Source organism: Vibrio sp. 10N.222.54.E6, assembly GCF_041473955.1.
GTDB lineage: Bacteria > Pseudomonadota > Gammaproteobacteria > Enterobacterales > Vibrionaceae > Vibrio > Vibrio tasmaniensis_A.
In genome coordinates this window covers 301731-327328 of record NZ_JBFRTD010000013.1, presented here as the reverse complement: position 1 = coordinate 327328, position 25598 = coordinate 301731, and the positions used below count along the sequence as shown (strand labels likewise).

Here is a 25598-nt window from a genome sequence, read left to right as displayed (position 1 = left end):
ATCAGGATTTCCACTCTAATATAGAGTTAATTAATCTGTGTACTTTAGCTAGCTTTATAAAGCCTTTCGTTAATCTCCCAAAGCGCGTTTCTGTTTGAGTCATATGTTAGAAGTTCAATAGCTTCTTGGTAGTCGCACCAACGGTAATCTGTGTGTTCACTTGATAGTTCAGGATCTTCTGTGACTTTAACTGAGAAGGAATGCTCAGGAATGACGAATGGATGCTCAGTCCAATTGTGATTCCCTGCATAAAAGACTTTTGGAAGCATGCACATTGAATCAAGCTGCTGCCAGTTATCACCGGCTAACTGAGTTTCTTCAGAAAGCTCTCGTTTTGCTGCTTCAAGAATTGATTCATCATTTTCGCCACCACCGGATATTGCCTGCCATACACTATTGTCACTTCTGCGTACGATTAAAAACCGAGGTTTGGTGTCGACTGTTTTGTAGGGAAAGACTAAAACTTGAAAAGGTGCTCTCATTGATTTGCCCTCCAATCATTCGCGTTTACTGCGCCAGCTTCCCAAGGACGACCGGATCGCTCAACAGATTCGTCAGAGGAAGAAACAATGGCTCAGGTAACTCATCTAGCTTAAACCATTTCCATTGCTTACATTTATCAGGTTCTGTTATCTCTGGTTCGCCGCTAGCGTCAGAAGCAACAACAAACAGCGTTATGTAGTGCTTGTTCTCTTTCTCAAAAATATCATTGGTAAAAGTCAGCTTCTCAAATGCACTAACAACTAAGCCAGTCTCTTCGAGTGTTTCGCGTTTGGCACACTCTTCGATACTTTCACCCCACTCAAGGTGTCCGCCAGGCGTTGCCCACGTATGAGCCCCATGAGAACCAATTCGTTCTCCAAGTAGTACTCGTCCTTCACGTAGAATAACCGCAGCGACACCTACTCTTACTTCCTGACTCACTTAAAACTCCTTAATTCTTACCAAAAGACAAACGTACATCTAAGGTTTGACCAACGTTACACATGAATACATCGACCTGTCGGCATTGCCTCAAGACGCTTACCTAATACTTCTTTCAACAGGCCATAAGCTTTCTTGCCTGTGCAGTGCCCTGTATACAGTTTATCAATGGGGTATTGAGACAACGTCAATCCAAGATCTCTAATGTCTTGCTTTGTGCCACCAATACTATTGAACAATGGTAAGCCCACTAAATGGAAGCCCCCGACAACCGCTTTTATTCTCTCTCCTGGGAACAGAGTAACCGCTGTATCAACCATATTAAGAACGCCACTATGCGCACATCCCGTGAATATAACTAAACCATCTGGCTCTTTAACCACTAACAGTAATTCATGATCAAATGAGTCGCGCTCCCGTCGATTCTTAGACTGTGTATAAAGGTATTTATTACCCTTAGGTTGTTCGTGTTTCACGCTAATATCTGTGATAGCAAAGACATTTGGAGCGATCTCAGTCGTACGATTAACGAAGACTAACCGCTCGTTGCTGTTTTCTAGTAAGTCCGGATTGATCCCGACATCACTTTTAAAACCGAAAGCCCGAAAATGGTAGTTTTTCTGTTCACAATTTTTCAGAAACACTTTGCCTTTAGAGTTATGAGCAACAAAATCAGCGGTGCCACTACAATGATCATGATGCCTGTGTGATATGACAGCGAGGTCTACATCTTTGATATCAATACCCAGTAATGGTGCGTTTTGACAAAACGTATCGCCACTTCCCATATCGAACAAGATCTTTAGCGATTCAGTTTCAATATGCAGTGATAGTCCGCGCTCAACGGCTAAATCTTTCCTATTATCCAGTCGAGAGTTATCAACCAGCGTCGTTATTTTCATAGTTCTCTTTTTATGTGATCACGAGTCGGACATTGTCCAACGGAAATAAGGTCTTTGACCATCCATTCGCTCAACCTCTGCACCCAACCTTTTGTAGAAATCATGCGCTTTCTTATTATGTGGACTTGCCGTCCATGAGATGTGAGAGGCATATGATGACTCCGCTTGTGACTTTAAAGCCAACATAAGTTCACGGCCATACCCTTTTGATCTTTGATTTCCTGTAACCAATAGGTCGTCAAGCCAGATTGATGACTCTCCACTGAAGGATGAATATCGATAGTGATACAGTGCGAAGCCAAAATGCTCACAATTCCGTTCCAATATTAATGAATGGGCAAATGCGTAATCACCAAATAATGTGCGTTCGATTTTCTCTATAGTTGTCGAGATTTCGCCACTAAACCCTTTCATACTCCGGTCAAAGTCAGCTTTTTGTTCAATAAACTCTAACAAGACACTTGAGTCTTCTTTCGTCGCAGTCCGTACGATCACTCTCTTCTCCATGGATGAATTTATTCGTTGTCGCCTAACGCCTGTTAATTGATGAAAATGCCACGCGTTACAAATCAACTTGTAGCACTACTTAAGTTTTGTTTCGCAGACGTTATTGCTTGCGCTATTTTAGCCCTATGACTCGTTTCCCACTCAGCGAGTGTTAATGAAGCTTCGTCACTTGCTTTCTTTGAAGCCATTAAAAACACTTCGTCTTTCTTTGATTTAGGAATAACGACAATACCCTCTGCATCAGCAACAATGATATCTCCCGTAGAGACCTTTGCTCCCCCGCAAGTGATCGGAGCGCCCAATTCAGAATAGATCTCTTTCTTTCCCGGTACTGGATGAACACCTTTCGCAAAAACTGGAAACTTCATATCTGAAATTTCAGTCAAATCTCGAATGACACCATCAATAATAAAGCCTTTGATACCTCGACTCTTCGCGACTGCGCATACATTACCACCAGCTACTGCATATTCGCTATCAACTCCATCCACTACAATGATGGAACCTTCAGGTGCTTCGTATATGGCTGAATGAAGCATTAAATTATCACCAGACGTTAACTGGACAGTAAACGCTTCTCCACAAATTCGTGGCATTCCCTGCCAAAGAGGACCAATACTAAAATTAATAAAGTGGTCGTTACTCAGTATGTTTCCGTAATCGGTTGTCGCAAGTTTTGAAAAGTCTGACTTCATATTTTCACTCCATGTTTGAACTAATCCTCACGCCAAACAAAGGTGTGACGCACGCTTGTCATTCAATGATATAGAGCTAACTCAAAGATAACGTTGACCTCGGACTCAGCTCTACAAAAAGATCTATTCCTGCGACTCGGTAGCTTCATATCTGTTACGAAAGGAAATTATTGTGACGCTACCGATTAACTTAAGTACAGACGCCGGAGAGACTAAACTCAACTAAAAGTAACTAGGGTTGGTAATTAGAAATAAGCACTCAACTATATGTAATTTTCAATATATTCACTAATTGACTCAGTAGCCTCAAACGAAGAACTAATTGGTAATTTTAGATTCAGTTGTTCAATACCAACGGCCATAGAGCCATTTTCTGACTCAAACTCTTCCCAACGGATCTTTCTTACTTTTGTTACAGCTTTTGCAGCTAGTAAGAGTCGAGCGAACTCTGCAGGACTATAGCCTTGCGTCTCAGCAATAAAATGCTGCTTTTCTAAGGTTCGGCCTTGCGCCAAAAGTAGATAGAACTTCGCAATGTCGTAGACATGAACATATTGGTTATAGCCTATAGACGGCACACCTACTTGAATCGTTTGGCTAGCGAAAGATTCTACAATTCGTTTTAGCTGACAATCCTCACCGCCATAAACCAAACTAGGACAGTAGACGACGTGCCACCTGTTTCTAATAGCGCTATGTATCGTTTCTACGTCTAATCTAACGGCGTCTAAGGGTTTCAGTCTAAACTGTCTCAAATCAGCGCTAGATGCGTTGCCAAAAAGCCAAACACCTGATGTATGTATCTTTGTTGCGCCTTTAGCGGCAAGTAGGTCTAACTCAGAGAGCAATTTCTGCTCCACATCGGCTATTTCATGTGCGGAGAATTGTGACCAATGTGGACGCGCACAATTCACAACCACGTCAAAGAAGCCTTCAAAGTCAGCTCTATCTTCTATTAACCCAACTATAGGAGGTGTGACGACTTTGTCTCTACCGTATGTAAAAACTTCAAAGCCACTTTTTGTGAATAGCGATGTAACGTGACGACCAATGTATCCACTAGCCCCCGCAATTAATACTTTCGTTATTCCCTTATTCTGTCCATTACACATAACCAATGACATGCATCTCCCTTTGAAGAAACATTCTTCAATATACGATCAGCCAATACACTCTTAGCATTTATGTGTTGATCAAGCTAACAAGCCCCTTTGATTCCAAAAAGTATTGTGTGGTGAGTAGTTAGATATCAACCTTTTCTGTGAGCCTTGCTTTCAATTTTATGCCCAACTTAATGTGGGCTTTGGGTTGAACCATTGGCTCTAAGCCAAACTGCTTTCTTGTATTATTCAATAACAAAGGCGGTAACTTTTCTTCACAGTACATGGCGTATTTTTCAAAGTACAGCCTCGAGTATGCACCATCAGCGATATCAAAAGGTTCATCAAGTTGAAGTCGCTTATGTTTAACCCAACCTTCGAGTGAGTACCAACATGATAGATATAAAGGCCCCCAAAGATTCAGAAAATGCTTTTTTGATACCAAATCATGAGTAGCAAAGTACCCCATTCTCTGCAACGCGACACTTACAGCTTGAGCTGCTTGTAATTCTTCTTTGCTCCATGTCGATACATAATCCACACTAACGTCACTAGTTACCTGACTATAAGGCTCTCTTTTGTGAGCGTCTGTCACCAACCTAATCGCAGGTTTTAATGCTGACATCTCTTCCATCGCCCAATTCAACAATTCGGCGTTACGACTTCGGGTCGATTCCTCAATAGATTTCGAACCTTGTTTCAGTCCAACCAGTAAGACGAAAGTTAAAATAACCATGACCATGTCCATTACACCGGAGACACCACTCCAATCAAACTCATGGAGCTTTACTGTCACTTCTTTTGAAATGTCTATTGCTGATGAAATTGTTAGAAATAAAGACGCAACAAACACCGATAGTAAGACAATGTTTAATATTATTTTTCTCATAACCTTCGTCCAAAAATTTTGTATATCAAATCAATACTGAGCTAAATAGTAACCTAAGTAATTACCAACATTAAGTAACTCTTTTAACCAGTCAAAAACCGTACATAGTTGATGCCAAAAATGGTGAGCTATACTTGTAAGAGAACATGGTTCATTCGGATAGGCATCATTGGATAGACGAGTTATCGCCGCTTTAAGTGGTTGACATGGCAACCACCTCACCTCAACCATTGTACCGAAAACACTAAAGTTAATTCGAGCTGGAAATGCAGAGTGTTGGGAATTAGTCTTAAGCCAACAAAAACTAAGTGCTACTCTCCACTTTCAAAGTGGGCAAATACTTCTGCACCAGTCATATTTTGTGTTTCATTTTTAAATTCGTAGTATGCGGGCTTTTCATCGATAAATATCTGATGAGTTAATTTGTAGTCATCCCCAGACATCAATAAACCGACAGGAAGGTGATACTGATTATTCGGCACCAAAAAGTAAAACAAGTGAGTACCACATTTACCGCAGAACCCTCTCTCAGCCCACTCGGATGACTTATATCTCACTACATTTGATTCACCTGATATTTTAACTGAGTCAGCGCAATCAATGACTAACATCGGACCGCCAGACCAATTTCTACACATACTACAATGACAAGCCCCCAATTCATTACTGGCGTACTCTACTTCCAACTCAACCGAGCCACATAGGCACTTTCCTTTACCTTTCATGAATCCTCCAATCTTTGCAATGTGTGTAAAATGAATAGCAGATAACGTTTTTTATACCGATGACTTAATAAGAAAAGGCTATTTTTTGTTTCCCTTATCCGACAGATACGCGGCATACTTTTTAGAGATCCATTTATGAATATGAAGCCCTGTTTTACGAACAAGATACAAATCTATAGCAGCTAGAATCACCAAACCGATTACAGTTCCCATTACAAAACCTCCATGCTCATTAAATTGTCACTCTAGCAAATAGGACAGAAAAGCACCGTGAACCTAGACATACTATCAATGCAAGTTGGATGAATTAACGCGGCCTGATGTTTTCAGCCACACGCCACAGCACACCACTTGGGTCAGTGATACAAAACTCAAGCATTCCCCAAGGCTGTTCAACAACCTCGGAAACGGTAACTTCAAATTCCGACACTACATTAGAGTTCTGGATGTGTTGATACCAACTTTTTACGTCTTCAACCAGCAAGTGCATCATGTAATTGTGACAGTGCGCAGGTTCATAAAAGTTTTGCAGAAGGAACGCACAACCGCCGTGTCGTAGATAGGCGATATCGTGAAATTCAGACATCACTTCGAAGCCGATTGACTGGTAAAAGCGCTTGGATAAATCGAAGTCTTTCGCGGGTACGAAAGACTTAATTTCTGAGACTTTGAGGTTTTCCATCCTACATCCTTATAGTGTTGATATTCTTGTGCTGACACGCTTAACGCTTTAAGTGGTTACGGCGTTTATTCAGAGCTCTTATTCAGAGTCTTGCTGAAATGAGTCAACTTCGGCTTTAGTTAGATAACGCCACTGGCCTGCTTCAACATCCAAACGAACGTCACCAATCTGTTCACGGTGTAGGCCAACAACTCGATTCCCGACCGCAGCAAACATTCGTTTTACTTGATGAAACTTGCCTTCTGTAATGGTCAACAGCACTTGTTTACTGGTAATCACCTCGAGCTCTGCCGGACGCGTCGGTTTTTGTTCGCCCTGCAATTGAATGCCCGCTTTGAACTTATCAGCGACATCGTCTTTGATACCTCGTGACAATGTCACGCGGTACACCTTCTTACATGACTTGGTTGGCAGCGTAATATTGAATGACCAGCGCCCATCATCGGTAATCAAGACTAAGCCTGTAGTGTCGGCATCTAAGCGCCCTGCTATGTGCAGTTCTGATGCTTTGTCTATCTCGATGTAGTTAAACAATGAAGGATAAACTTCATCGATATTAGAGCAGATAGTACCCGCAGGCTTGTGCATTAGGAGGTAACGAAATTCACGCAACTTAAGCGGCGTGCCATTTAACAAGATGGTGTTGCTTTCATGAACCTGAGCTGACTCATCAGTAACTGTTTCACTGTTTACGTTCACCTCGCCATTATGGATGCGTTCAATCGCTTCAGGCTTGGTTAGGTCAGTGCTTTTACATAGGTATTTATCAAGGCGCATTAATCGTCGGCACCACATTTAGCACAAGGCTTGTAAGTTCGTTCACCTTGAGCAATCACCACATAGTCTCGAACGCACTTGTCACATAAAGCGAGCTTTGGGTAAGCCTCTTTTTGTTTCTTTGCGTTAATGTTGCCTTCGGTGGTGTATACGGTTCTCATTTTGATGCCTTTGCTTGAATAACGTGAGATGCGCAAATTGTATCACTGTTTACAGCTTTGATTGGAGTGGTGGTGCATAGATAAATTGATTTTAAGCGCCGTCATTCCATGTTCTCGCCCCGTAACGGCTTAACCATGAACAACAAAGTCAACGTGCCACGCCTATCAGTGGTAAAATGATAAAAGCTCACCAACTTATGAAGTCGATAATGAAAGATTGTAATCAATGCGGAAAATGCTGTATCAAATACGGAGATGGCGACCTTGCCGCGACTCAAGAAGAGATCGATTTGTGGGAGTTGTTCAACCCAGACATCTTTGAATATGTTCGAGGAAGCGAGATCTGGTTCGACCCTGAATCTGGTGAACGTTTAACTCGCTGCCCTTTTCTGGAGCTGGTTCCGACGAAAGATACCAAGCCTCAAGCCAAGTACACATGCAGCATTTACTTAGACCGACCAGAAGATTGCCGACACTATCCAAGCCTGATTAATGAGATGGTACGAGATGAGTGTGAAATGATTGAGGTGGTGGATTTACAAGACACGAAGAAAGCTCAAAGGAAACTCGACCTGTTGATGAAAGACAGCCGCCCTTCAAGCTATTCGTAAGCGATGATCTTTTGAAGATCAATCTTCAGCATTCGCTAATAGCAGCTAAAACCTTAAGCCAAATACTGGTTCGCTTCTAACCAATCAAGCGCAACCAGTGCTGCCAACGAACATACCGCTCTGTCGTTGCCATCAACAAACTTAAGTTCTTCGATTTCGGCATCTGGAGACAGTTCGCCAGTATAATCAGCAAGATAACAAGTCAATTGCACTGATACGCCTTCCGCTTTGCCATCAGCTTGGCCTGTAAACGTCTCGACGTATATGATGGAATCACGCACCAAATCAACTGAGATCTCTTCTCTGATTTCGCGAACCAGTGCTTGCTCATCACTTTCGCCAGCTTCACGCTTACCACCCGGCAGGTAGAACAGTTCTTTGCCTTTGGATCTCACCATCAACAGCTTGCCGTCTTTGATGAATATCCAAGCCAGCTTATCAATTACCTTATGCATGTCGTTAGACCTTATTTCTGTTTTAGTTCTCGTTATTACTGAATCTGGCCGCGCTACTAGTCTCGACCAAACAAAGCCTACCTATGTTACACGCTGGAATGAATATACTCTATTGAATCGATTAGGAAATATCATAACCAAAACGAAAAATGACAGCGTTCGAGACAATGCTCATCAACTGTCATTAGCGTTGTTTACGGATTGCTCTCGAGCTGTCCGTGCATGGAATCAATCGACTAGCCACGTAAGTGCAGAGTCGTGGTCTTCGAATGACTTGATCTCGCCAGACACAAACCAGCTTCCGACTTTTGAAGCAAACTCTTGCCAGCTTTTGTCACCATAAATCGCGATTTTGTCTATCTTCGAATTGAGCTCTAATCCCAGTTTGAAATCATCCCAAGCAGCACGCAACTCCCAACCCGTTAAGGTAGAGATGTCGACCAGCATCTTGAGTTTAGATGAATCGAGTTCTTCTAGCGTGGTATTTAAAATTGGCATCATTGCTTGATAGTCATCGTGTGTGAGTTTGCCTTTCGCTTTAAACACAACGATGGTTGCACCGCTAACACGTTCAATTCCAACCGATATTCCGTGACGTTCGATACTCATAACCTAGCCCTCATAGTGGAAACTAAAATTAGCTTAGAAGATTAAACAGCAAAGAGATGAGAGGCTTGCGTCAAAACGGACAGGCATCCAAACGAGTTTTAGTTACTGACCATTTAACGACGCTTAATCGCAACGACCGAGTAAGTGTGCCAATGTTTCATCCTACCTAATGAGGTGAGTGCTTGTTCGTCCCGTTCATTGAATCGTACTACCTCAAAACTCTTAAATAAACTTAAGACTTTGGCTTTCGTTAATGGGGTTGTTGGGGTTCGATAGCCATGTGCCCAACTGTCATCCACGCCCATGAAATCACCAGCAAACACGCCGCCTACTTCAAGGCTGTTTTCAATCCTTTGCCAAATTTCATCAAAACGGGTGGGGTCGGAAAAAAACAGACTCGAATTGGCAATCACTACGCCAGATTTCGGGTAATCATAATTTTCAAATCCACATTCAGATATATCGACCAAAGGCTTGCGACCAAATCTGTCTCGACATATAGCAATGGAATCAGGATTAATATCAAAACCATAGACTTGATAAGCTTGCTGCTCCAAAAAGGCGATGTCACTGCCTGTTCCACAACCACAATCAATCGCAACATTTAAGCCTGACTCATTCAGTTTGATTGCGAATTCAGTTCTCTTTAAATGAGGTTTGCTTAGTGCTTTTTGGTAATACTGACGCCAGATCTCTGAATGTTCACCCATGGCGCTTCTCCAACAGTCCACTTAGGCTTTGAACTTGCACGATACGTGGATGCTGTGACTTAAGTTCAACTCCTTCCGTGTTCAACCACACCGCTTTCAAACCCGCTTCAAGTGCTGGGTAAATGTCTTTCTCTAGAGTGTCGCCAACCATGGTGATGTCTTGTGGTACAACACCGAGCTTAGAAATAATGGCAGGATAGAACCCCGACTCGAACTTAGAAAAGCCAATGCTCGCCTTACAAAAGTAACCCAAGATAGATTGAGACAGGCCAACGCGCTCAAAGGCACGAATGATGTCGTCTTTACTGGAATCACCAGCATTGGTGGCAACGTAGACTTGATGATTTTTGGAGAGTTCAGCCAGTAATGCACGAGCACCACTCACTTCTTGTACCGTTTCCCAGTCACACATCTTCCCTTGTGCGTCTGGGAAATCGACCATCAGCGTATTGCCCCAGTCGAATAAGACTATTTCTGTTAATTCGATTAGCTTTGTCATCTTGCCTCCTGCATACGATGAATTATCTAATGTTCAAGCGAGCCTATAGAAACTTCTCGATAAGGATCTCGTCAAAGTACTGGTCGCCAATCTTACCGTGTTTCTTAGCCGTTCCGACAATTTCAAAACCTTGCTTAAGGTATACCGCTAACGCGCGCTCGTTGTCTGCTCTTACATAGGCGAACAGCTTTTCATAACCTTTGGCTTTGGCTGATTTGAATGTGTAGCCAAACAACTGCTTGGCAACGCCCTGCCCACGGCTATTTGCATCAACATAAGTGCCAATAATACCAACGTGGTCAAAGGCCTTAGTGTAACTAGCGAATGGTTCTACATTCTGAAAACCAAGCAACTGGCTTGTCGTCTCGTTGACTGCAACGCTAAATACACCGCACTCAGGGAACGACTCAATGAATGCCTTTTCTTCATCAACAGTAAAAGTCTGATCCAAGATCGTATAACGCGCTTCGATAATGATTGGATTCAATACATCAATAATGCCTTGTGCATCTTGTACCGCGACTTCTCTGATTGTTAAGCTCATACTTCTCTACCTTTTTATTGCTTTCGGCAAATTCTATCGCTATATGCCATCTCTTTGATAGGACAGAATGTTGTCGAAAGCGATATCGAAGTAGAGTTCGTAGCTATTTTGTTCAACATAGCCCAAATGTGGAGTCGCTGTGACGTTTGTTAAGGACAGTAGCGGTTCGGTGTCTGTTGTTACGGGCTCACAATCAAACACATCAATAGCGGCTGTTTTGGTCGGTACCTCGCGTAGTTCATGATACAGAGCCATCGGTTCGACTAACTCCGCGCGGCTGATGTTCACAAGCAGTGAGTTCGGCTTCATCAAGCTGAGGTCGTGTGCCGTAACACATCCTCTGGTCACATCATTCAAACGCAAATGCAAAGAAAGCACATCAACTTCTCGGAAGAAGTCTTGTTTGGTTGTTGCTGCTTCTAATCCATCCGCTTGTGCTTGATCACGTGAAGCTTGGCTGCCCCACACTACGACAGACATCCCAAATACTTGGGCATATTGTGCAATGCATTTTCCGATTTTTCCGTAACCCCAAATACCAAGCTTCAAGCCCTTCAAAGTTCGACCTAACCCTAACGAGCCTGAATCTTGCCACTGGTTTTGCTTAAGGTTTGACGCGTAAGTAGGAATGTGGCGCGATGCAGCCATAATCAACGCCCAGCATAATTCAGAGGGTGCGACTGGCGAGCCTCGGCCTTCTAACACGGTAACACCAAATCGTTCGCACATTTGCGGGTCGATATGGTTACTTACTTTGCCCGTCTGGCTAATCAGCTTGAGGTTTGGGAGCTGCGATAACAAAGATTCGGTGATCTCGGTTCTTTCACGAATGAGCACAATGGCTTCAAACGAGACTAACTTAATGGCGAGCTCTTGCTCTGAATAAGTCTGGGTAAATACCGTGACATCGTGTTGTTCGAGTTTGTTGAAGCAATCGAGGTCTTTAACGACGTTCTGGTAGTCATCCAATATCGCTATTTTCACATCACTCTCCTTGTGAATGTTAATCTTCTGGCGTTAGTCAAAAGCAGCCTAAGTGCCATGCCTAACGAATCAACACATCACTCGCTGGGACTTCACTATTGATAAACCACTTTGAAACGCTCCAACATAAGTAGCATGTCTTCACTTGGTGAGATCTTAAGCTCTTCACATTCGCGAGAGAAGAAGTTCCAGTGTGCTTCTCGCCACCATTCTAGTGTTTTGTCACCCTCGCCTTCAGCGGCAGCAAACTCAGCCGTCACTTCGTTGTATTTGCACAATAACACCGAGGTAATCTCTACAATGCAAACTGGTATGCCATCCCAATCAGTGACGACTTGCAAATGGCCCACGACAGGCATCGCTTCTCCTTCATGGCTATACCAATATTCAAGGCTACAAGATGCTTGCTTCTCACCTTTTAGTATCAGTTGCGCACAGAGGTTGGCGTTATATTCGTCGGCGCAGTAATAATCAGTACTAAAGGAGGTGTATTGTGAGGCAACGTCTGCTGGTAATGTGTTGAGGTAGCTCTCGAGATAAGCTTTGCTTCGTTCTTCCATGATTTTTCCAAATTCAATATAAGCTTCAGCCGATAAGTACTTATAGATTAAGCATCTGACTGCATTGAGAGTAACCTATCAAGTCGTGTTATTGCTGTAAACCGAGTGAATATCAAAATGTGGGCTGAGAAAGAAGAATATGGGTAGGATTTCGAGGCCAATACAAGAAGATCCCAAAAGTGAAAGAAGAGCCAAAAACACCTTTAGTGTGTGCTTTTAGCTCTGAATATCTCGTTAATAGTCGCTCGTAATTAGCAGGATATTAACGGTTCAAGAAGTCGACCGCTTTGTCTGGGAAGTCAGTAAACACACCATCGACTTTGACTTGGTTGTAGAAGACATCCAACATGCCATCAAAGTTATCAGCATAAGCTGGGATTCTTCCCGGATCAGCACGGAACGTGTACGGGTGAACATCTAAGCCCGCGTCTTTTGCTGACTTCATTAACGGTTTAATAATAATGTTATCTTTGGTTGATGCATCGTCCACCAACATTGGCTTCCAAGGGCCTATTCCTTCCGCATAAGTCGCCACTTTTTCCATGCCACCAGCTTCAAACATCCAGTCGTAACTGTACGGCGTTACTTTGTCACCTTGATACGTCATGGTTTCATTCCAATCTGTATAGGCCATCAACTGAACGAGCTTAAGATCCATTTCCATCGCAGGCATGAGTTCATCATTGATGCGTTGGAGTTCATTGGCGTCAAAACACTGCAAATACACTTTGTCGTCTTTTGATAGGTAACCATATTGATGCAAGGTCGCAAGCACAGCTTTGGAGATGTCTTTGCCTTCGTGACGATGGAACCAAGGTGCTTTAATTTCAGGATAGATGCCCACGTCATAACCTAAGGTCTTATTTAAGCCTTGGATCAGTTCGATTTCTTCTGCAAATGTAGCGACACGGAAATCAGACTGCCACATTGGGAAGCGCGTTGGGTACCCTGCCACTCTGTTGCCTTGTTCATCTAAGTTAAAGCCTTCGGTCACCTTTAATGACTTGATCTCGGCAAGCGTAAAATCAATCGCATAGTAACGGCCATCTGCTCGTGCACGGTCTGGAAAGCGGTCAGCAACATCAGTGACGCGATCTAAGTAATGATCATGCAAAACCACCAATTGGTCGTCTTTAGTCATCACTACATCTTGTTCGATGTAGTCGGGTTTCATCGCATAAGCGAGCGCTTTAGCGGGTAATGTGTGTTCAGGTAAATAACCAGAAGCGCCGCGATGCGCAATCACTAAAGGATCGGCGAACGTATTTGCAGATAAACTTAGGGCTAATAAGGTCAGAGACAGTGACGTTGTTTTCATTATTGTTTCCCTTGATAAAACAGAAGCTGGATATACCTGCCTCTGTTGTTATTAGTATGGTGTGGTTCAGCTAATAAACTACTGAGTTAGCGCTTCTTTTTCTCGTTCGAGATCTTTTTGCTTATGGTGCGCACGCTCACCGAGGAAGGCGTAAAGCAGACAAATTATTGAAGCAACACAAGCTCCGACCAAAATCATGAAGCCGCCATCCCAGCCGTAATGGTCAACCATGAAACCAAGCACCGCATTGGCAGCAACTGCGCCACCTAAGTAACCAAACAATCCAGTAAGACCTGCCGCCGTACCTGCCGCTTTCTTTGGTGCAAGTTCAAGTGCATACAAGCCGATTAGCATTACTGGACCATAAATAAGGAAGCCAATCGCAATCAGTGCCAACATATCAACCGTTGGGTTACCCGCAGGGTTCAACCAATACACCAACACTGCGACAGTTACGAGAACCATAAACAGGATCCCTGCTGGAGCGCGTCGACCTTTGAATAATTTATCTGAAATCCAACCACACAATAACGTGCCAGGAATACCTGCCCACTCATACAGGAAGTAGGCCCAAGAGGATTTATCTACAGAGAAGTCTTTCGCTTCTTTTAAGTAAACCGGAGCCCAATCGAGTACGCCATAACGGATAAGGTAAACAAACGCATTAGCAATCGCGATTGACCACAACAGCTTGTTAGAGAAAACGTACTTAAAGAAGATCTCTTTCGCCGTCATTTCTTTCTCATGAGACGTATCGTAGTCGTCTGGGTAATCATCTTTGTGTTCTTCAATCGGTGGTAAGCCGCAAGATTGAGGTGTATCTCTTACAGTAAACCAAACAAAGACAGCAACGAGAGTGGCAAAAAATGCAGGAACATAAAAAGCGGTTCGCCAATCGTCGTTAAAAGCCCACAGCCCCAACAAGAACATTGGGCCAATCAAACCGCCACCCACGTTGTGAGCAACGTTCCATACCGATACGATCTCACCACGTTCTTTTCGTGACCACCAGTGAACCATGGTTCGCCCACAAGCTGGCCAGCCCATGCCTTGAAACCAACCATTCAAGAACAGCAGGATAAACATCGCAGTGATGCTGCCTGTCGCCCATGGCATGAAGCCGAAGCAGAACATGACCAATGCCGACATTAACAAGCCACCGCTGAGAAAGTATCGGGGGTTAGAACGGTCAGAAACACTGCCCATTAAGAACTTAGATAAGCCGTAAGCGATAGATACCGCCGCTAATGCAACCCCTAGTTCTCCGCGGCTAAAACCTTGTTCAATGAGATAAGGCATCGCCAAACTAAAGTTTTTACGGACTAAGTAATACCCCGCATAGCCAACGAAGATGCCGAGAAACAGCTGCCATCGTAGTCGTGTGTAGGTGCTATCGATCTTATCTGATGACAAGCGATCGATATGCGCCATAGGTTTGAATATTCCAAACATAGGAACCTCATAATTATTGGGCGAAGGAAGAGTTTAAATGCTCGAACGAAAAAATTAGCGCTTATTCGAAATCAAGGGAATTGTATGTGCTTCAGGATTAATTTCTGTGATAGAGGTGGTTATTAACAAAAAATAACTTTAAATACAGCATATTAGTTTCATTTAATTAGACTGCGCTTCATATTTTTGTTTGTGTTGTTCTTGAGTGCAGAGTGCGCTTGTATAGAAAACTATCTTTCGAGTGAGCAAATATCGAACTTTTCAAACAAGGATATGCAATTAAGTTAAACAATTGTAAACAGAATCAACCTCTTTGCACCCAATTAATGTGAATAGATAAGTCGCACATCGCAATCGGCAATGCGTATAACTAGCAATACATAGCCAATGGTGATGTTTTGTATTTCTTTCCGTTTATTTATCGAATTACCAAGGTTGTTTATTGTACATCTCAAGCGATGCAGCAATGTCTATACACAAGGTGTGTACCCATCACCTAGTAGTGAGGTTAGTCAGTGAGCATCTTACGAATTCAACAAACGTTAGGAAATATCATGAACAAATCACTTATCGCACTCGTTCTTACTGCTGTTTTAGCAGGTTGTTCATCTGGCAGTGGTTCTGAACCGGCACAACCTCAATTTGATGGTGACTATGGTTTCGAAAACATTGACCCAGGTTTTGGAAACGGCGACTCTGATAGTGATGTCGACAATGGGTTTGATAATATCGACCCTGGCTATGGCAAAGATGATTCAAAAAACATTGCTGATACCATTGAACAAGCTGATCTAGGCTTCGTCTACATCCCAGATATCGGTGATGTACCATTTTTTAATAAAGACACAGGTGAAGCTCATATAAGCGCCGTAAAACAACGTTCTGATGATCACGAAACGCTATACAGCATCTACGTAGATGATAAACGTGTTGGTGAAATCATCATTCGTGATAACTATGTCAAAGTTAGCTCTGGAGACAAGATGATCTCAGGTGAGCAGAAGTCTTATCTTGATACTGAACATACCTTTTGGACTATTCGAGGTACGAACGGCAATGTAGTTGGTGACTTTAAGCGTCTCGACGATGGTGTTTGGGTGTTCCGTGAAGAAATGAACCGTGAAACATTTGTGGTTAAGTATCACGACGGTCAGTGGAACTTCATCCCTGTCGCAGACATTAAAAACAAGGTTAAAGACAACTTGCCGTCGCAAGCACAAGCCACCAAAGTGCGAGCAAAAATGCAGGTTAATAAGCTACGTACTTTGAAGTAATACTTATCACCAATCCCATATCAAAAAGGCATCCTCAAATCCAAGAGGATGCCGATCAAGCATCAACCAAGAATACATAACTAAAAAGCTCAAGGAAGATCCGGACTAGGTTACTAATTTACTGGCATTCAGTACTTTGAATTCGCCGATATTTTGTATACATAAGCGAGAGATCCAATGACCATCAAAAAGTTCCCCCTTCTGACATTAGCCGCTGTCTTGCTGTTCACTATGTCTAACGCACAAGCCAATGAACAAAACCAAGAAGAAACTGCGATAACATTTGGCCTATCAGCTGAACGAGGGTGGAGAGATTGGTCTGCTTCTTACATCAAATATCGTGGTCCGGGAAGCATAGGTTATGGCATCGAGTTTACTCGCTCGGCTTATAACGAAGGTGAAGAATCGTACGAATACAAGCAACACGACAACGAATATCAGTTTCACGCCCCTATTGGTATCACCGAAAACTTGTACATCACCCCAGGTTACGGGATTAAGCGTACCCATATGGACGTCACTTTAGATAACCGTGAGTTCTCTGACAGCTCAACCAAACAAGTTGGTGGCTTAGATGCAACCTACATCATGGACAGTGGCTTTGTTGTGACCGCAGGTTTCGATAAAGCAGAAGGAGAAGACTTGGAGTTCTCAATTGGAGCAGGTATCGCTTGGTAAAGTCGACTTAAGGAAGCATACGCAAACAAAAAGGGCCTAGATTTCTCTAGACCCTTCTATATAACAGCGTTTTGTACTCGACATTATCGAGTTACACGAAGTGATTAATCTTCGATGTAGAAAGCTTCTACTGTGCCTTTTAGAGTAATAAGCATTGGCTGACCAAAACGATCTAGCGCTTTAGGAGAAGGGATCTTAACCCAACCTTCGCTGATGCAGTATTCTTCAACATCAGTACGCTCTTTACCATTTAGACGAATGCCGATTGGGTATTCGAAACACTCAGCCACGTGGTGTGGGCTGCGTGGGTTACCTGCAAGATGATCTGGTAAAGCTGGTCTTGAATTAGTATCGCTCATGTTCATTACCTGTATGTACGTAAATAAAAAAAGTGCGTCATTCTAGTCAATATAGGCTTGGTGCTCAACAACTGGTGCAATAAATCGTAGAGATCGTTTTAATCAACAGCGAGTTGTTTGATTTAAAAGCGATATAGGCATGAGTTTCAACGAAAATTTAACAGAGTTATGCATTGTTGATGAAAGAGAGAGCTTCATTACTCGAAAGGCAGATAACCTAATATCAAAGTTTTTATTTCGAACTTATCGATTAAGCTCAATACTCATCACTTTATGGTTCGGTTCTGATTCGATATCGACGATTGACCAACCAAGAGAAAGGTACAAAGGCGCAATATTGGTGTAGGCGTACAACTTAGACGTTGAATCTTTCAAGGGTTGGGATTGATAATAGTCTGGCATTTGTTCAACAGCTCGTTTAATCAATTCACTCGCAATACCTTGACCGCGCCATACAGGGCCAACAAACACGGCGTTTATCCACACCACATCCCGAACCTGGTGAGGCTCTTGAAAATAGGAATACGCCAAGCCACCAATGACCACATTATCGCGAAGTACTGTTATTACTGGAGGGAGTTTTACGTTTTCTTTATAGGTATCTTTAAACTTGAAATTACACCATTCGCTTTGAAATAAGCCCTCTAACTCACTCCAATAAGGTGAGTTTTCATCGCAATTTCTAAAGATTACTTTCTGCATTTGTCCATCCTTTGAAGGGCTAATACGGCCATCCTAACCTTGGTTTATATCAGGGTAGGTAAAGTTACTCTTCTTCGTCGTAACTGTCTGCTGGGTCTTCATTGATTTCTTCGCCACACCCCAAGCATTCGGCTTGCAAATCCGTAGGCATCACAATAATCAAACCACAATGCGGGCATAAATCACCTTGTTGAAACATCCTGTTATTCCTTCTACGTCACAGCTATTGCTTCGGATACTTTTGCTTACTCGCTTCTTCTAACCAATCATGAATAACTTGGCGAGCAGACTCGGATGGCGGTGCATTTCGTTTCCCACAAATCTGGTCAATTTCAAACGGAAAGGCTTTGCTTGGAACACGACGTAGGCCAATGGTTAAGCGCTGAGGCTTAAGCATTCGAAACACCACATAGCGGTCGCTCATGATTCGATTGTGATAGACGCCAATACAATGTTTCTGTTCCACGCCCTCTTGTTCAAGGTCGTAGTAATCAGTAAGCGGATGAATGTTGTCATTACCAAGTAAAGGAACGGGATAAGGGATGTCCATGTCCACAGGCCGATTTCCTTCTAGACGGCGTAACTGACGCTGTTCTGTCCATCTATCATGCAGTTGCTCAAACATAGCAAAGGAATTTTGGCTAGTGATTGCACGCAGTGGATCGTCCATCTCCAAATCTTGACCCAGTAAAATCGCGTCTTGGAACATGGCCATCTTTGAAGGCGCATTGAGCCTTCCCTCTTCAACCATTGCAATACCTAATCGACTGCCGGTTAAAAACGGATGAACCTGATCCAAACGCAGCGCTGTGTAGCCAACTTTGGAGTAATGCTTGAATTTAAGAACACGTCTTTGCAGGGGTTCGAGAATTCGCACAATGTGGTCAAGCTCATCACCGACGTTGTAATGAAGCTCTAGCTTATCGATAAATTTAAGGGTCGCTTTACTACTGTCTAATCCCAATTCGGTTAAGATTCTCTTCTGCCCTAGGCGACTCAGTTCCAATGCTTTCTTGTTATCGACACTGTGTTTCATGCAGATTAACGCCAAGATAACCGGCCTTAATTCAAGCAGTTGTGCTGCCTCATAAGTGTTCGCCGCGAGCCAAAGCATCTGGTATTGATACTCAGGGAAATCATCGGTTATCTCACGATAACGAGCAGGTAACGAATCTAACCAACGACCATTTACATCAAACTGTTCAACAAGATTGAGGCTTAAACCAATACCACCGTCGAGCGGGAGTCGACCATCTTCAAACACATGAAAGCCGACAAGCTTTTGAGACCAATCTCGGATCTCAATATCGTAGTCGAAACCTAACGTCCTAGTGGGAATGGTGAGTAGTGCTGTCATTGATGCCTCTTCGTTATTGGCGCATTAAACCGTAAAGCCTATCTAACAGAATAAGCTAGCGCTTCAACCACTATAACAACCTTTTGTAAATTTCTTATCAATCAAAGCGATATAAATACGATAGTGCTTAGAAGATCATTGAATGATGATTTTATGCAATATGAGATCTCTTCGATATCATTTGTGCTAACAAAAACTATGCTTGTTATATAACTGATAACATGAGGCTTTAATTATGGAATACCGACATATTCTGGTCGCTGTTGAAATGTCCGACGACACTAAGATTCTGATTGATCGAGCGACCTTCTTCGCAAACAAACTAGAGGCTGGCATTTCGTTTGTTTATATCGACGGCACGCATGGCGAGATTTACCCTGAACTCGTTGATATTCAGGGAAATGAAGGCGATCTACCCATCAATGAAGATTCCGTTAAGCATTTGAAAGAGTTTGAGGCGTACGCCAAGCACCCAATCAAGCACATATTCGTGGGAACGGGAGATTTGAATGATAAGCTCAAAAATACCATCGAGGTAAATGGCGTTGACCTACTACTATGTGGCCATCACCACGATTTTTGGCATAAAATCATTTCCCATTCGAAACAGATCATCGACACATCTCCAGTCGATATTCTAATCGTTCCAATGGATTAGATACTGCCGTTCGAACTTTAAAAACTTCCTGCATTGCCAGCCTCTATCGGTATTATTGGTTGGCTTACATCCCCTCTTATTTGCCCAAACCCAACTGTCACCCACTTGCTGAGTTCATTTGTGATCTTGTCAGCTTATCAACTCGTAAGCGTCTAATGATTAAAAATTACGAGTGTAAGTAATGAAAAAGATTGGTCTCTATCTTTTTACAAACGACTTAAGAATCAACGACAATCAATTGCTCCATTGCGCAGCACAGAGCGTCGACAAACTCATTTGCGCGATTGTCGAACCCACTTTGGTTCGTTTCTCTGCTGATCTCGCGCAAGAGCAAAGTTATGGCGCGCATCGCCAGACTTTTGTTTCACAATCAATAGACAATTTAGAATCGAATTTAGTGAGGCTTGGGCAGCAACTGGTTGTGATTCACAGTAATCATTTAGAACCAGACGCAGCCGAGCAAACACTCAGCCAAATCATTGCTACACAACACGTCACCCACTTTTTCGCCAATGCACACTGCGGTTACGATGAGAGACAATTGATTCATTCACTACAAAGTCGTCACCCTGACTTAATAACATGTTTGCCACACCACTCGACCTTGTTTGACTCACATGAGATGCCGTTTGAATTATCAAAAGTCCCGAGCTCGTTTACCAAATTTAGAAAGCTAGTCGAACACTTAGACGTTAATCGCAATGAGACGGTTATTTCAGCTCTACCACCAGCAGTGAGACTAGCATCGACATCGACATCGACATCGACATCGACAATCTCATTATTCAGTTCACCAAATGATGAAAGCGCAGTAATAAGCGATTATTTGGGTGGAGAAGATGCCGGACTAGCGCATTTAGATAACTACTTTTCACATGATTACGCTCTTAATTATAAGCAGACTCGAAACGCATTTGACGGCATCGAAAACTCAACCAAGTTCTCGCCGTGGCTGGCACTCGGCTGCGTCTCGCCTAAAACGATTTATCGCCATTTGAAACAGTTCGAAACCGAACATGGCAGTAACGAATCAACCTATTGGATCTACTTTGAGTTGTTGTGGCGCGAATATTTCTATTGGAAGTGTTTGTCATTGGGTTCGTCGTTGTTCGGTGAAACCTCAAACCATAAACTCGACTCTTCAAACTCCTCAGCGACGTTGAACCTGAATTTAGCCAAATGGAAAAGTGGCAATACCAACTATCCGATTGTCGATGCATGTATGCGCCAACTTAACGAAACAGGCTATATGTCTAATCGAGGAAGACAGCTTGCGGCTAGCTGTTTGATCTATGAACTAGGGATCGACTGGCGACACGGCGCAGCCTATTTTGAGAGCCAACTTATCGACTATGACGTGGCATCAAATTGGGGCAATTGGGCATATATAGCCGGGGCTCTCAATTCTCAGGTAAACACCCAAGCCAACAAGCAAAATGATGCTAAACAACCTAAACCTAAATCACGACATTTTGATTTGGGTAAGCAAACAGATATGTACGATCCAGACCATGCGTTCATCAACAAGTGGAATGCGAGCAGCAAAGAACCTGCCTTAACTAACATTCAGGATGTGTTATGAATTTCAAAACCGTGCGCCTTGTCTTAGGCGACCAACTCAATATCCAGCACTCTTGGTTTCAACAGGTTGACGACGAGGTCATTTACATCATTGCCGAACTTAAGCAAGAGACTGACTACGTTGCATCGCACATCCAAAAGGTGGCGGCTTTTTTCTCGGCGATGGGCTATTTTACCGACGAACTCAAACAACAAGGTCATCAGGTACTCCACTTAACTCTTGATGACACGACTCAATTTGAAAATTTCGATGCGCTATTGCAGCACTATGTCCACGAATTCGGCGCTGAGAAATTCGAATATCAAAGGCCAGATGAATATCGCCTTTTAGAGCAGATGAACAAGCTGAAGCTCACTAATGCGACCAAAGGTTGTTGTGATACGGAACACTTCCTCTTTCCATTCGAAGAGATAGAACAACAGTTTCCGAAAAACAAACACATCATGATGGAACATTTCTATCGCCGAATGAGAAAGCGCTTCGACATTTTGCTAGAAGACGGAAAGCCCGTTGGTGGAAAATGGAATTACGATGCGAGCAATCGAAAGAAACTCAAGAAACAAGACATTGAAAGCCTGCCTCAACCTCTGATGTTTGCCAACGACATTTCCGCGATTTTAGAACGCATCGAGCGTCATCAAGTTCAAACCATTGGTGAAGTTGGCGACCAATTATTATGGCCAGTTAACCGCGCACAAAGCTTGTCTCTGCTCGCTCATTTCTGCCAGGTTTGCTTACCGTTATTTGGGCAGTTTCAGGATGCGATGACTACAGAACACGACTCTAAATGGAGCTTGTATCATAGCCGTATTTCGTTTTCGCTGAACAGTAAACTGCTGAGCCCTAAAGAAGTGATTGGTGCTGCGTTATCAGCTTATCAAGTTCCTTCTAAGCCAAATGCACCCACTATCGATATTGCACAAATCGAAGGGTTTGTGCGACAAATTCTAGGTTGGAGAGAGTACATACGCGCCGTCTATTGGGCAAACATGCCTGCGTACGCCAATAAAAACCATTATTCAGCAACCAATAAGCTGCCCCATTATTTTTGGGACGGACAAACCAATATGAATTGCATGAAGCATGCGATTGACCAGTCCCTTGAGTTTGCTTACGCGCATCACATCCAAAGGTTAATGATCACTGGCAACTTCTGCTTAATTACGGGTATAGACCCCGACCAAGTAGACAGTTGGTACCTTGGTATATACGTCGATGCGATTGAGTGGGTCGAAATGCCAAATACGCGAGGTATGGCACTTTTTGCGGATGGCGGGATCGTCGGAACCAAACCATACTCTGCCAGCGGTTCTTACATCAACCGTATGAGTGACTACTGCAAAGGCTGTCACTACAAGATAAAAGAACGCAGCGGAGAGCAATCTTGCCCTTTCAATAGCTTGTACTGGCGCTTCATGAACAAACATCGCGATGCCTTAAATCGCAACCCTCGAATGGGGATGCTTTATCGCTCTTGGGACAATATGGATGAGCAAGACCAACAAGCGATACTCGACACCGCAGAACAACGACTGACTAACTTGGAGAACTTATAATGGTGGAACAACTCAGATTACACATATTGGTCATTGGTGGCAGCGGAGGTATTGGATTCGCTGTGGTTAAGCACCTATTGTCTGAGCTGTCTCGCTTTGATTTTCTCGATGTACATGTCGACGCGACTTATCATTCACAACGACCAGAATTGGAAGATAACCGTTTAAATTGGCACCAAGTCGATGCCACCAACGAAGCTGATATTGAACGACTAAGCACTCAATTCGAGCGATTGGATTGGTTAATAAATTGCGTGGGTATGCTTCATACGCCAGATCTAGGGCCTGAAAAGAATCTATCTTCTATCGACCCAGAGTTCTTTCTGAAAAACATCTCGGTAAACACCCTACCAAGCTTATTACTGGCCAAGCACTTTACGCCGATCCTCAAATCCAGTGACAATCCCAAATTTGCCGTGGTATCAGCCAAAGTCGGCAGCATTTCAGACAACCGATTAGGCGGTTGGTATAGCTATCGCTCATCTAAAGCTGCACTCAACATGTTCATCAAAACCATGTCGATTGAATGGCAACGTACATTGAAGAAAGGCACAGTGTTAGCGCTCCACCCGGGCACAGCAGACACGGCTTTATCTAAGCCTTTCCAGACCAATGTCCCTGAAGGTAAGTTGTTTGAGTCGAGCTATGTCGCCCATCAATTGGTGGACATCATTCGCACTGCTACACCTGATAACAGTGGGCACTTCTACGCTTACGATGGTGAGCAGTTAAAGTGGTAGTTAATACCAGTGGCCGTCTTTCATGAGTGTTAAAAAAAATAACCCAACAGAGTTGAGGCTCTATTGGGTTATTTTTTGAAAGAGCGCCTTAGTTTTTTAAGGCGTTATGACTGACATTTTACGAAAGATCAAAACGGGTCATTACGACTACTCAGCCCAATTGAACTTACTGTCGTCTACACCTTCTTTCTCTTCTTTAACACGCTCGCGTCGGTGTTGTTCTTCAATTCGCGCAGCATCTATCTCTTGCATAATGGCTTCGATGTCTGCCAAATCGTCAGTTTCTGTAAACTCGCCCGTCAGCTTGCTGTCTGGCTTTAAGTCGCCTTTCTCGTAAAGCGCCCACATTTCCTTGGCATACTCGGTTTTCGCCAATTCAGGAGCAAACTGAGCGTAGTAGTCACGGATATTATTGATGTCACGAGCCAACATCCACTCAGCGTTGTTGTTCGCCGAAGCATCAACCGCTTGTGGTAGATCGATAATCACCGGACCGTATTCATCAACCAATACGTTAAACTCAGACAAGTCACCATGGATCAAACCAACGCAAAGCATTTTAACCACGTAAGTCATCATCACCGCATGATCTTCAATCGCTTGTTCTGGTGGCATTACAACATCGTTCAAACGTGGTGCAACATAACCATCATCGTCAGTGACCAGTTCCATAAGCAGCACGCCATCAAAGCAACCGTAAGGGACAGGCACACGTACGCCCGCTTCTGCCAGTTTATATAAGGCATCCACTTCAGCACTTTGCCAAACCTTTTCTTGTTGCTCTCGACCAAAGCCAGAGCCTTTTTCCATCGCTCGAGCACGGCGGCTATTTCGGACTTTTCGGCCTTCACGATACGCGGTCGCTTTTTTAAAGCTGCGCTGGCTAATTTCCTTATATACCTTGGCACAACGGATCGTATCGCCGCAGCGTACAATGTACACAGATGCTTCTTTGCCACTCATGAGTTGGCTTGTCACCTCGTCGACTAAACCATCGTCAACTAAAGGCTGTATTCTTTTAGGTATCTTCATGTCGTCTTTATACATGAGTTACCTGACAGATAAAATATTAACTCGTTAAATGAGTGGTTATTCTCAATAGATTCTTAAATGAAGGGAGATTATGTGGGTTTTGTCTTATGGCGACGACAACGTTCAGAGCAATAAATCACCTCTTCCCAACAACGTTGCCATTTTTTACGCCATGAGAATGGTTTGAGGCAAACGGGACATGTCTTGGTGGGTAGATGTGGTTTCTTGTGCATGGCCGCTTCCTTTTTGATGAGTCCACTTCCTGCGTCTACTAGTGATTCTCTATTACGCTCGATTCTCGCTTCAGGGAATGACGAAGGTAATACGACCAACCCCAGATTCCCTATTACGTTCGTACCTCACTTGAAGGAATGACGAAGGTAAAACCAACAAACCTAGAGTCCCTACTACGTTCGTAGCTCACTTTAGGAAATGAAGAAAGTAATACCAACAACCCCAGATTCCCTATTACGCTCGTGCCTCACTTTAGGGAATGACGGCTGCTTTTTATTCGATCCTGACATTAAGGGATGACGGCGAAGTGATTAATTACAAC

The 25598-nt window shown here is 43.3% G+C and carries 34 protein-coding genes; 7 read left to right on the top strand and 27 right to left on the bottom strand.

Annotated elements, in window-relative coordinates:
* Nucleotides 1-44: 44 nt before the first annotated feature.
* From AB4513_RS09245 to AB4513_RS09190, 12 genes are all read right to left on the bottom strand, one after another.
* Complete coding sequence (locus AB4513_RS09245; RefSeq protein ID WP_009846827.1) at nucleotides 45-482, bottom strand: NUDIX pyrophosphatase; 438 nt, start codon at nucleotides 480-482, stop codon at nucleotides 45-47.
* A 25-nt stretch (nucleotides 483-507) separates the two neighbouring features.
* Complete coding sequence (locus AB4513_RS09240; RefSeq protein ID WP_009846828.1) at nucleotides 508-924, bottom strand: NUDIX hydrolase; 417 nt, start codon at nucleotides 922-924, stop codon at nucleotides 508-510.
* A 56-nt stretch (nucleotides 925-980) separates the two neighbouring features.
* The gene (locus AB4513_RS09235) at nucleotides 981-1826 is read right to left on the bottom strand and encodes an MBL fold metallo-hydrolase (RefSeq protein WP_009846829.1); all 846 of its coding nucleotides are present in this window, start codon (nucleotides 1824-1826) and stop codon (nucleotides 981-983) included.
* An 18-nt stretch (nucleotides 1827-1844) separates the two neighbouring features.
* Nucleotides 1845-2333, bottom strand: a complete 489-nt coding sequence (locus tag AB4513_RS09230) for a GNAT family N-acetyltransferase (protein ID WP_009846830.1) — start codon at nucleotides 2331-2333, stop codon at nucleotides 1845-1847.
* Nucleotides 2334-2395: 62 nt separating this feature from the next.
* Nucleotides 2396-3028, bottom strand: a complete 633-nt coding sequence (locus tag AB4513_RS09225; protein ID WP_009846831.1) for an RraA family protein — start codon at nucleotides 3026-3028, stop codon at nucleotides 2396-2398.
* Nucleotides 3029-3291: 263 nt separating this feature from the next.
* Nucleotides 3292-4152, bottom strand: a complete 861-nt coding sequence (locus AB4513_RS09220) for an NAD(P)-dependent oxidoreductase (RefSeq protein ID WP_102258496.1) — start codon at nucleotides 4150-4152, stop codon at nucleotides 3292-3294.
* A 118-nt stretch (nucleotides 4153-4270) separates the two neighbouring features.
* Nucleotides 4271-5017: a hypothetical protein gene (locus AB4513_RS09215; protein ID WP_017061792.1), complete on the bottom strand. Its 747-nt coding sequence runs from the start codon at nucleotides 5015-5017 to the stop codon at nucleotides 4271-4273.
* Between the two features lie 311 nt (nucleotides 5018-5328).
* Complete coding sequence (locus AB4513_RS09210) at nucleotides 5329-5742, bottom strand: GFA family protein (RefSeq protein WP_102258497.1); 414 nt, start codon at nucleotides 5740-5742, stop codon at nucleotides 5329-5331.
* A gap of 78 nt (nucleotides 5743-5820) precedes the next feature.
* Nucleotides 5821-5955 (bottom strand): hypothetical protein, encoded by a 135-nt coding sequence (locus tag AB4513_RS09205; protein ID WP_009846836.1) that lies wholly within the window; start codon nucleotides 5953-5955, stop codon nucleotides 5821-5823.
* A 94-nt stretch (nucleotides 5956-6049) separates the two neighbouring features.
* A complete protein-coding gene (locus AB4513_RS09200; protein ID WP_017097421.1) occupies nucleotides 6050-6424 on the bottom strand; it encodes a VOC family protein in 375 nt (124 codons plus the stop codon).
* Nucleotides 6425-6502: 78 nt separating this feature from the next.
* Nucleotides 6503-7201 (bottom strand): pseudouridine synthase, encoded by a 699-nt coding sequence (locus tag AB4513_RS09195; protein ID WP_009846838.1) that lies wholly within the window; start codon nucleotides 7199-7201, stop codon nucleotides 6503-6505.
* Nucleotides 7201-7362, bottom strand: coding sequence for a hypothetical protein (locus AB4513_RS09190; RefSeq protein ID WP_009846839.1), 162 nt, complete (start codon nucleotides 7360-7362; stop codon nucleotides 7201-7203). Before AB4513_RS09190 ends, AB4513_RS09195 begins: the two co-directional genes overlap by 1 nt.
* 209 nt (nucleotides 7363-7571) lie before the next feature.
* On the opposite strand from AB4513_RS09190, the gene AB4513_RS09185 reads away from it, so the two are divergent.
* Nucleotides 7572-7973: a YkgJ family cysteine cluster protein gene (locus tag AB4513_RS09185; RefSeq protein ID WP_009846840.1), complete on the top strand. Its 402-nt coding sequence runs from the start codon at nucleotides 7572-7574 to the stop codon at nucleotides 7971-7973.
* 53 nt (nucleotides 7974-8026) lie between these two features.
* Here the strand turns inward: AB4513_RS09185 and AB4513_RS09180 are convergent, their stop codons facing one another.
* From AB4513_RS09180 to glpT, 9 genes are all read right to left on the bottom strand, one after another.
* Nucleotides 8027-8428 (bottom strand): NUDIX domain-containing protein, encoded by a 402-nt coding sequence (locus AB4513_RS09180; RefSeq protein ID WP_009846841.1) that lies wholly within the window; start codon nucleotides 8426-8428, stop codon nucleotides 8027-8029.
* 228 nt (nucleotides 8429-8656) lie between these two features.
* A complete protein-coding gene (locus AB4513_RS09175) occupies nucleotides 8657-9037 on the bottom strand; it encodes an STAS/SEC14 domain-containing protein (RefSeq protein WP_009846842.1) in 381 nt (126 codons plus the stop codon).
* A 113-nt stretch (nucleotides 9038-9150) separates the two neighbouring features.
* Entirely contained in the window at nucleotides 9151-9747 is a 597-nt protein-coding gene (locus tag AB4513_RS09170) for a class I SAM-dependent methyltransferase (RefSeq protein ID WP_009846843.1), read from the bottom strand.
* Entirely contained in the window at nucleotides 9740-10246 is a 507-nt protein-coding gene (locus AB4513_RS09165) for an HAD family hydrolase (protein ID WP_102258498.1), read from the bottom strand. Before AB4513_RS09165 ends, AB4513_RS09170 begins: the two co-directional genes overlap by 8 nt.
* 43 nt (nucleotides 10247-10289) lie before the next feature.
* Nucleotides 10290-10790, bottom strand: a complete 501-nt coding sequence (locus tag AB4513_RS09160) for a GNAT family N-acetyltransferase (RefSeq protein ID WP_050634411.1) — start codon at nucleotides 10788-10790, stop codon at nucleotides 10290-10292.
* A 39-nt stretch (nucleotides 10791-10829) separates the two neighbouring features.
* On the bottom strand, nucleotides 10830-11774 hold the full coding sequence (locus tag AB4513_RS09155) for a D-2-hydroxyacid dehydrogenase family protein (RefSeq protein WP_102258499.1): 945 nt from the start codon (nucleotides 11772-11774) through the stop codon (nucleotides 10830-10832).
* Between the two features lie 95 nt (nucleotides 11775-11869).
* Nucleotides 11870-12334: an ASCH domain-containing protein gene (locus AB4513_RS09150; protein ID WP_102258500.1), complete on the bottom strand. Its 465-nt coding sequence runs from the start codon at nucleotides 12332-12334 to the stop codon at nucleotides 11870-11872.
* Between the two features lie 262 nt (nucleotides 12335-12596).
* Nucleotides 12597-13652, bottom strand: a complete 1056-nt coding sequence (gene glpQ, locus AB4513_RS09145) for a glycerophosphodiester phosphodiesterase (protein ID WP_102258501.1) — start codon at nucleotides 13650-13652, stop codon at nucleotides 12597-12599.
* Between the two features lie 78 nt (nucleotides 13653-13730).
* Entirely contained in the window at nucleotides 13731-15104 is a 1374-nt protein-coding gene (gene glpT / locus AB4513_RS09140; protein WP_017097431.1) for a glycerol-3-phosphate transporter, read from the bottom strand.
* Between the two features lie 554 nt (nucleotides 15105-15658).
* Here glpT and AB4513_RS09135 point away from each other — a divergent pair.
* Both AB4513_RS09135 and AB4513_RS09130 read left to right on the top strand, forming a co-directional pair.
* Nucleotides 15659-16378 (top strand): membrane lipoprotein lipid attachment site-containing protein, encoded by a 720-nt coding sequence (locus AB4513_RS09135; RefSeq protein ID WP_102258502.1) that lies wholly within the window; start codon nucleotides 15659-15661, stop codon nucleotides 16376-16378.
* A 177-nt stretch (nucleotides 16379-16555) separates the two neighbouring features.
* Entirely contained in the window at nucleotides 16556-17056 is a 501-nt protein-coding gene (locus AB4513_RS09130; protein ID WP_102258503.1) for a hypothetical protein, read from the top strand.
* A 104-nt stretch (nucleotides 17057-17160) separates the two neighbouring features.
* Here AB4513_RS09130 and AB4513_RS09125 read toward each other — a convergent pair whose 3' ends face one another.
* The 4 genes from AB4513_RS09125 to AB4513_RS09110 form a co-directional block, all read right to left on the bottom strand.
* Nucleotides 17161-17415: a DUF3297 family protein gene (locus tag AB4513_RS09125; RefSeq protein ID WP_029223190.1), complete on the bottom strand. Its 255-nt coding sequence runs from the start codon at nucleotides 17413-17415 to the stop codon at nucleotides 17161-17163.
* A 243-nt stretch (nucleotides 17416-17658) separates the two neighbouring features.
* A complete protein-coding gene (locus AB4513_RS09120; RefSeq protein ID WP_102258504.1) occupies nucleotides 17659-18117 on the bottom strand; it encodes a GNAT family N-acetyltransferase in 459 nt (152 codons plus the stop codon).
* A 64-nt stretch (nucleotides 18118-18181) separates the two neighbouring features.
* Nucleotides 18182-18316 (bottom strand): hypothetical protein, encoded by a 135-nt coding sequence (locus tag AB4513_RS09115; RefSeq protein WP_276605430.1) that lies wholly within the window; start codon nucleotides 18314-18316, stop codon nucleotides 18182-18184.
* A 24-nt stretch (nucleotides 18317-18340) separates the two neighbouring features.
* Nucleotides 18341-19474 (bottom strand): PcfJ domain-containing protein, encoded by a 1134-nt coding sequence (locus tag AB4513_RS09110; RefSeq protein ID WP_102258505.1) that lies wholly within the window; start codon nucleotides 19472-19474, stop codon nucleotides 18341-18343.
* 235 nt (nucleotides 19475-19709) lie between these two features.
* Here AB4513_RS09110 and AB4513_RS09105 point away from each other — a divergent pair, with 235 nt between their 5' ends.
* From AB4513_RS09105 to AB4513_RS09090, 4 genes are all read left to right on the top strand, one after another.
* Complete coding sequence (locus AB4513_RS09105; RefSeq protein WP_012604051.1) at nucleotides 19710-20132, top strand: universal stress protein; 423 nt, start codon at nucleotides 19710-19712, stop codon at nucleotides 20130-20132.
* A gap of 181 nt (nucleotides 20133-20313) precedes the next feature.
* The gene (locus AB4513_RS09100) at nucleotides 20314-21714 is read left to right on the top strand and encodes a DASH family cryptochrome (RefSeq protein ID WP_102258506.1); all 1401 of its coding nucleotides are present in this window, start codon (nucleotides 20314-20316) and stop codon (nucleotides 21712-21714) included.
* Nucleotides 21711-23270, top strand: a complete 1560-nt coding sequence (locus AB4513_RS09095) for a cryptochrome/photolyase family protein (RefSeq protein WP_102258507.1) — start codon at nucleotides 21711-21713, stop codon at nucleotides 23268-23270. Before AB4513_RS09100 ends, AB4513_RS09095 begins: the two co-directional genes overlap by 4 nt.
* Nucleotides 23270-24010: an SDR family oxidoreductase gene (locus AB4513_RS09090; protein WP_102258508.1), complete on the top strand. Its 741-nt coding sequence runs from the start codon at nucleotides 23270-23272 to the stop codon at nucleotides 24008-24010. The genes AB4513_RS09095 and AB4513_RS09090 overlap by 1 nt, the downstream gene beginning before the upstream one ends.
* 147 nt (nucleotides 24011-24157) lie before the next feature.
* Here the strand turns inward: AB4513_RS09090 and AB4513_RS09085 are convergent, their stop codons facing one another.
* The gene (locus AB4513_RS09085) at nucleotides 24158-25042 is read right to left on the bottom strand and encodes a PA4780 family RIO1-like protein kinase (RefSeq protein ID WP_029221996.1); all 885 of its coding nucleotides are present in this window, start codon (nucleotides 25040-25042) and stop codon (nucleotides 24158-24160) included.
* Nucleotides 25043-25131: 89 nt separating this feature from the next.
* A complete protein-coding gene (locus AB4513_RS09080; RefSeq protein WP_076671818.1) occupies nucleotides 25132-25275 on the bottom strand; it encodes a DUF2256 domain-containing protein in 144 nt (47 codons plus the stop codon).
* Between the last annotated feature and the right edge of the window lie 323 nt (nucleotides 25276-25598).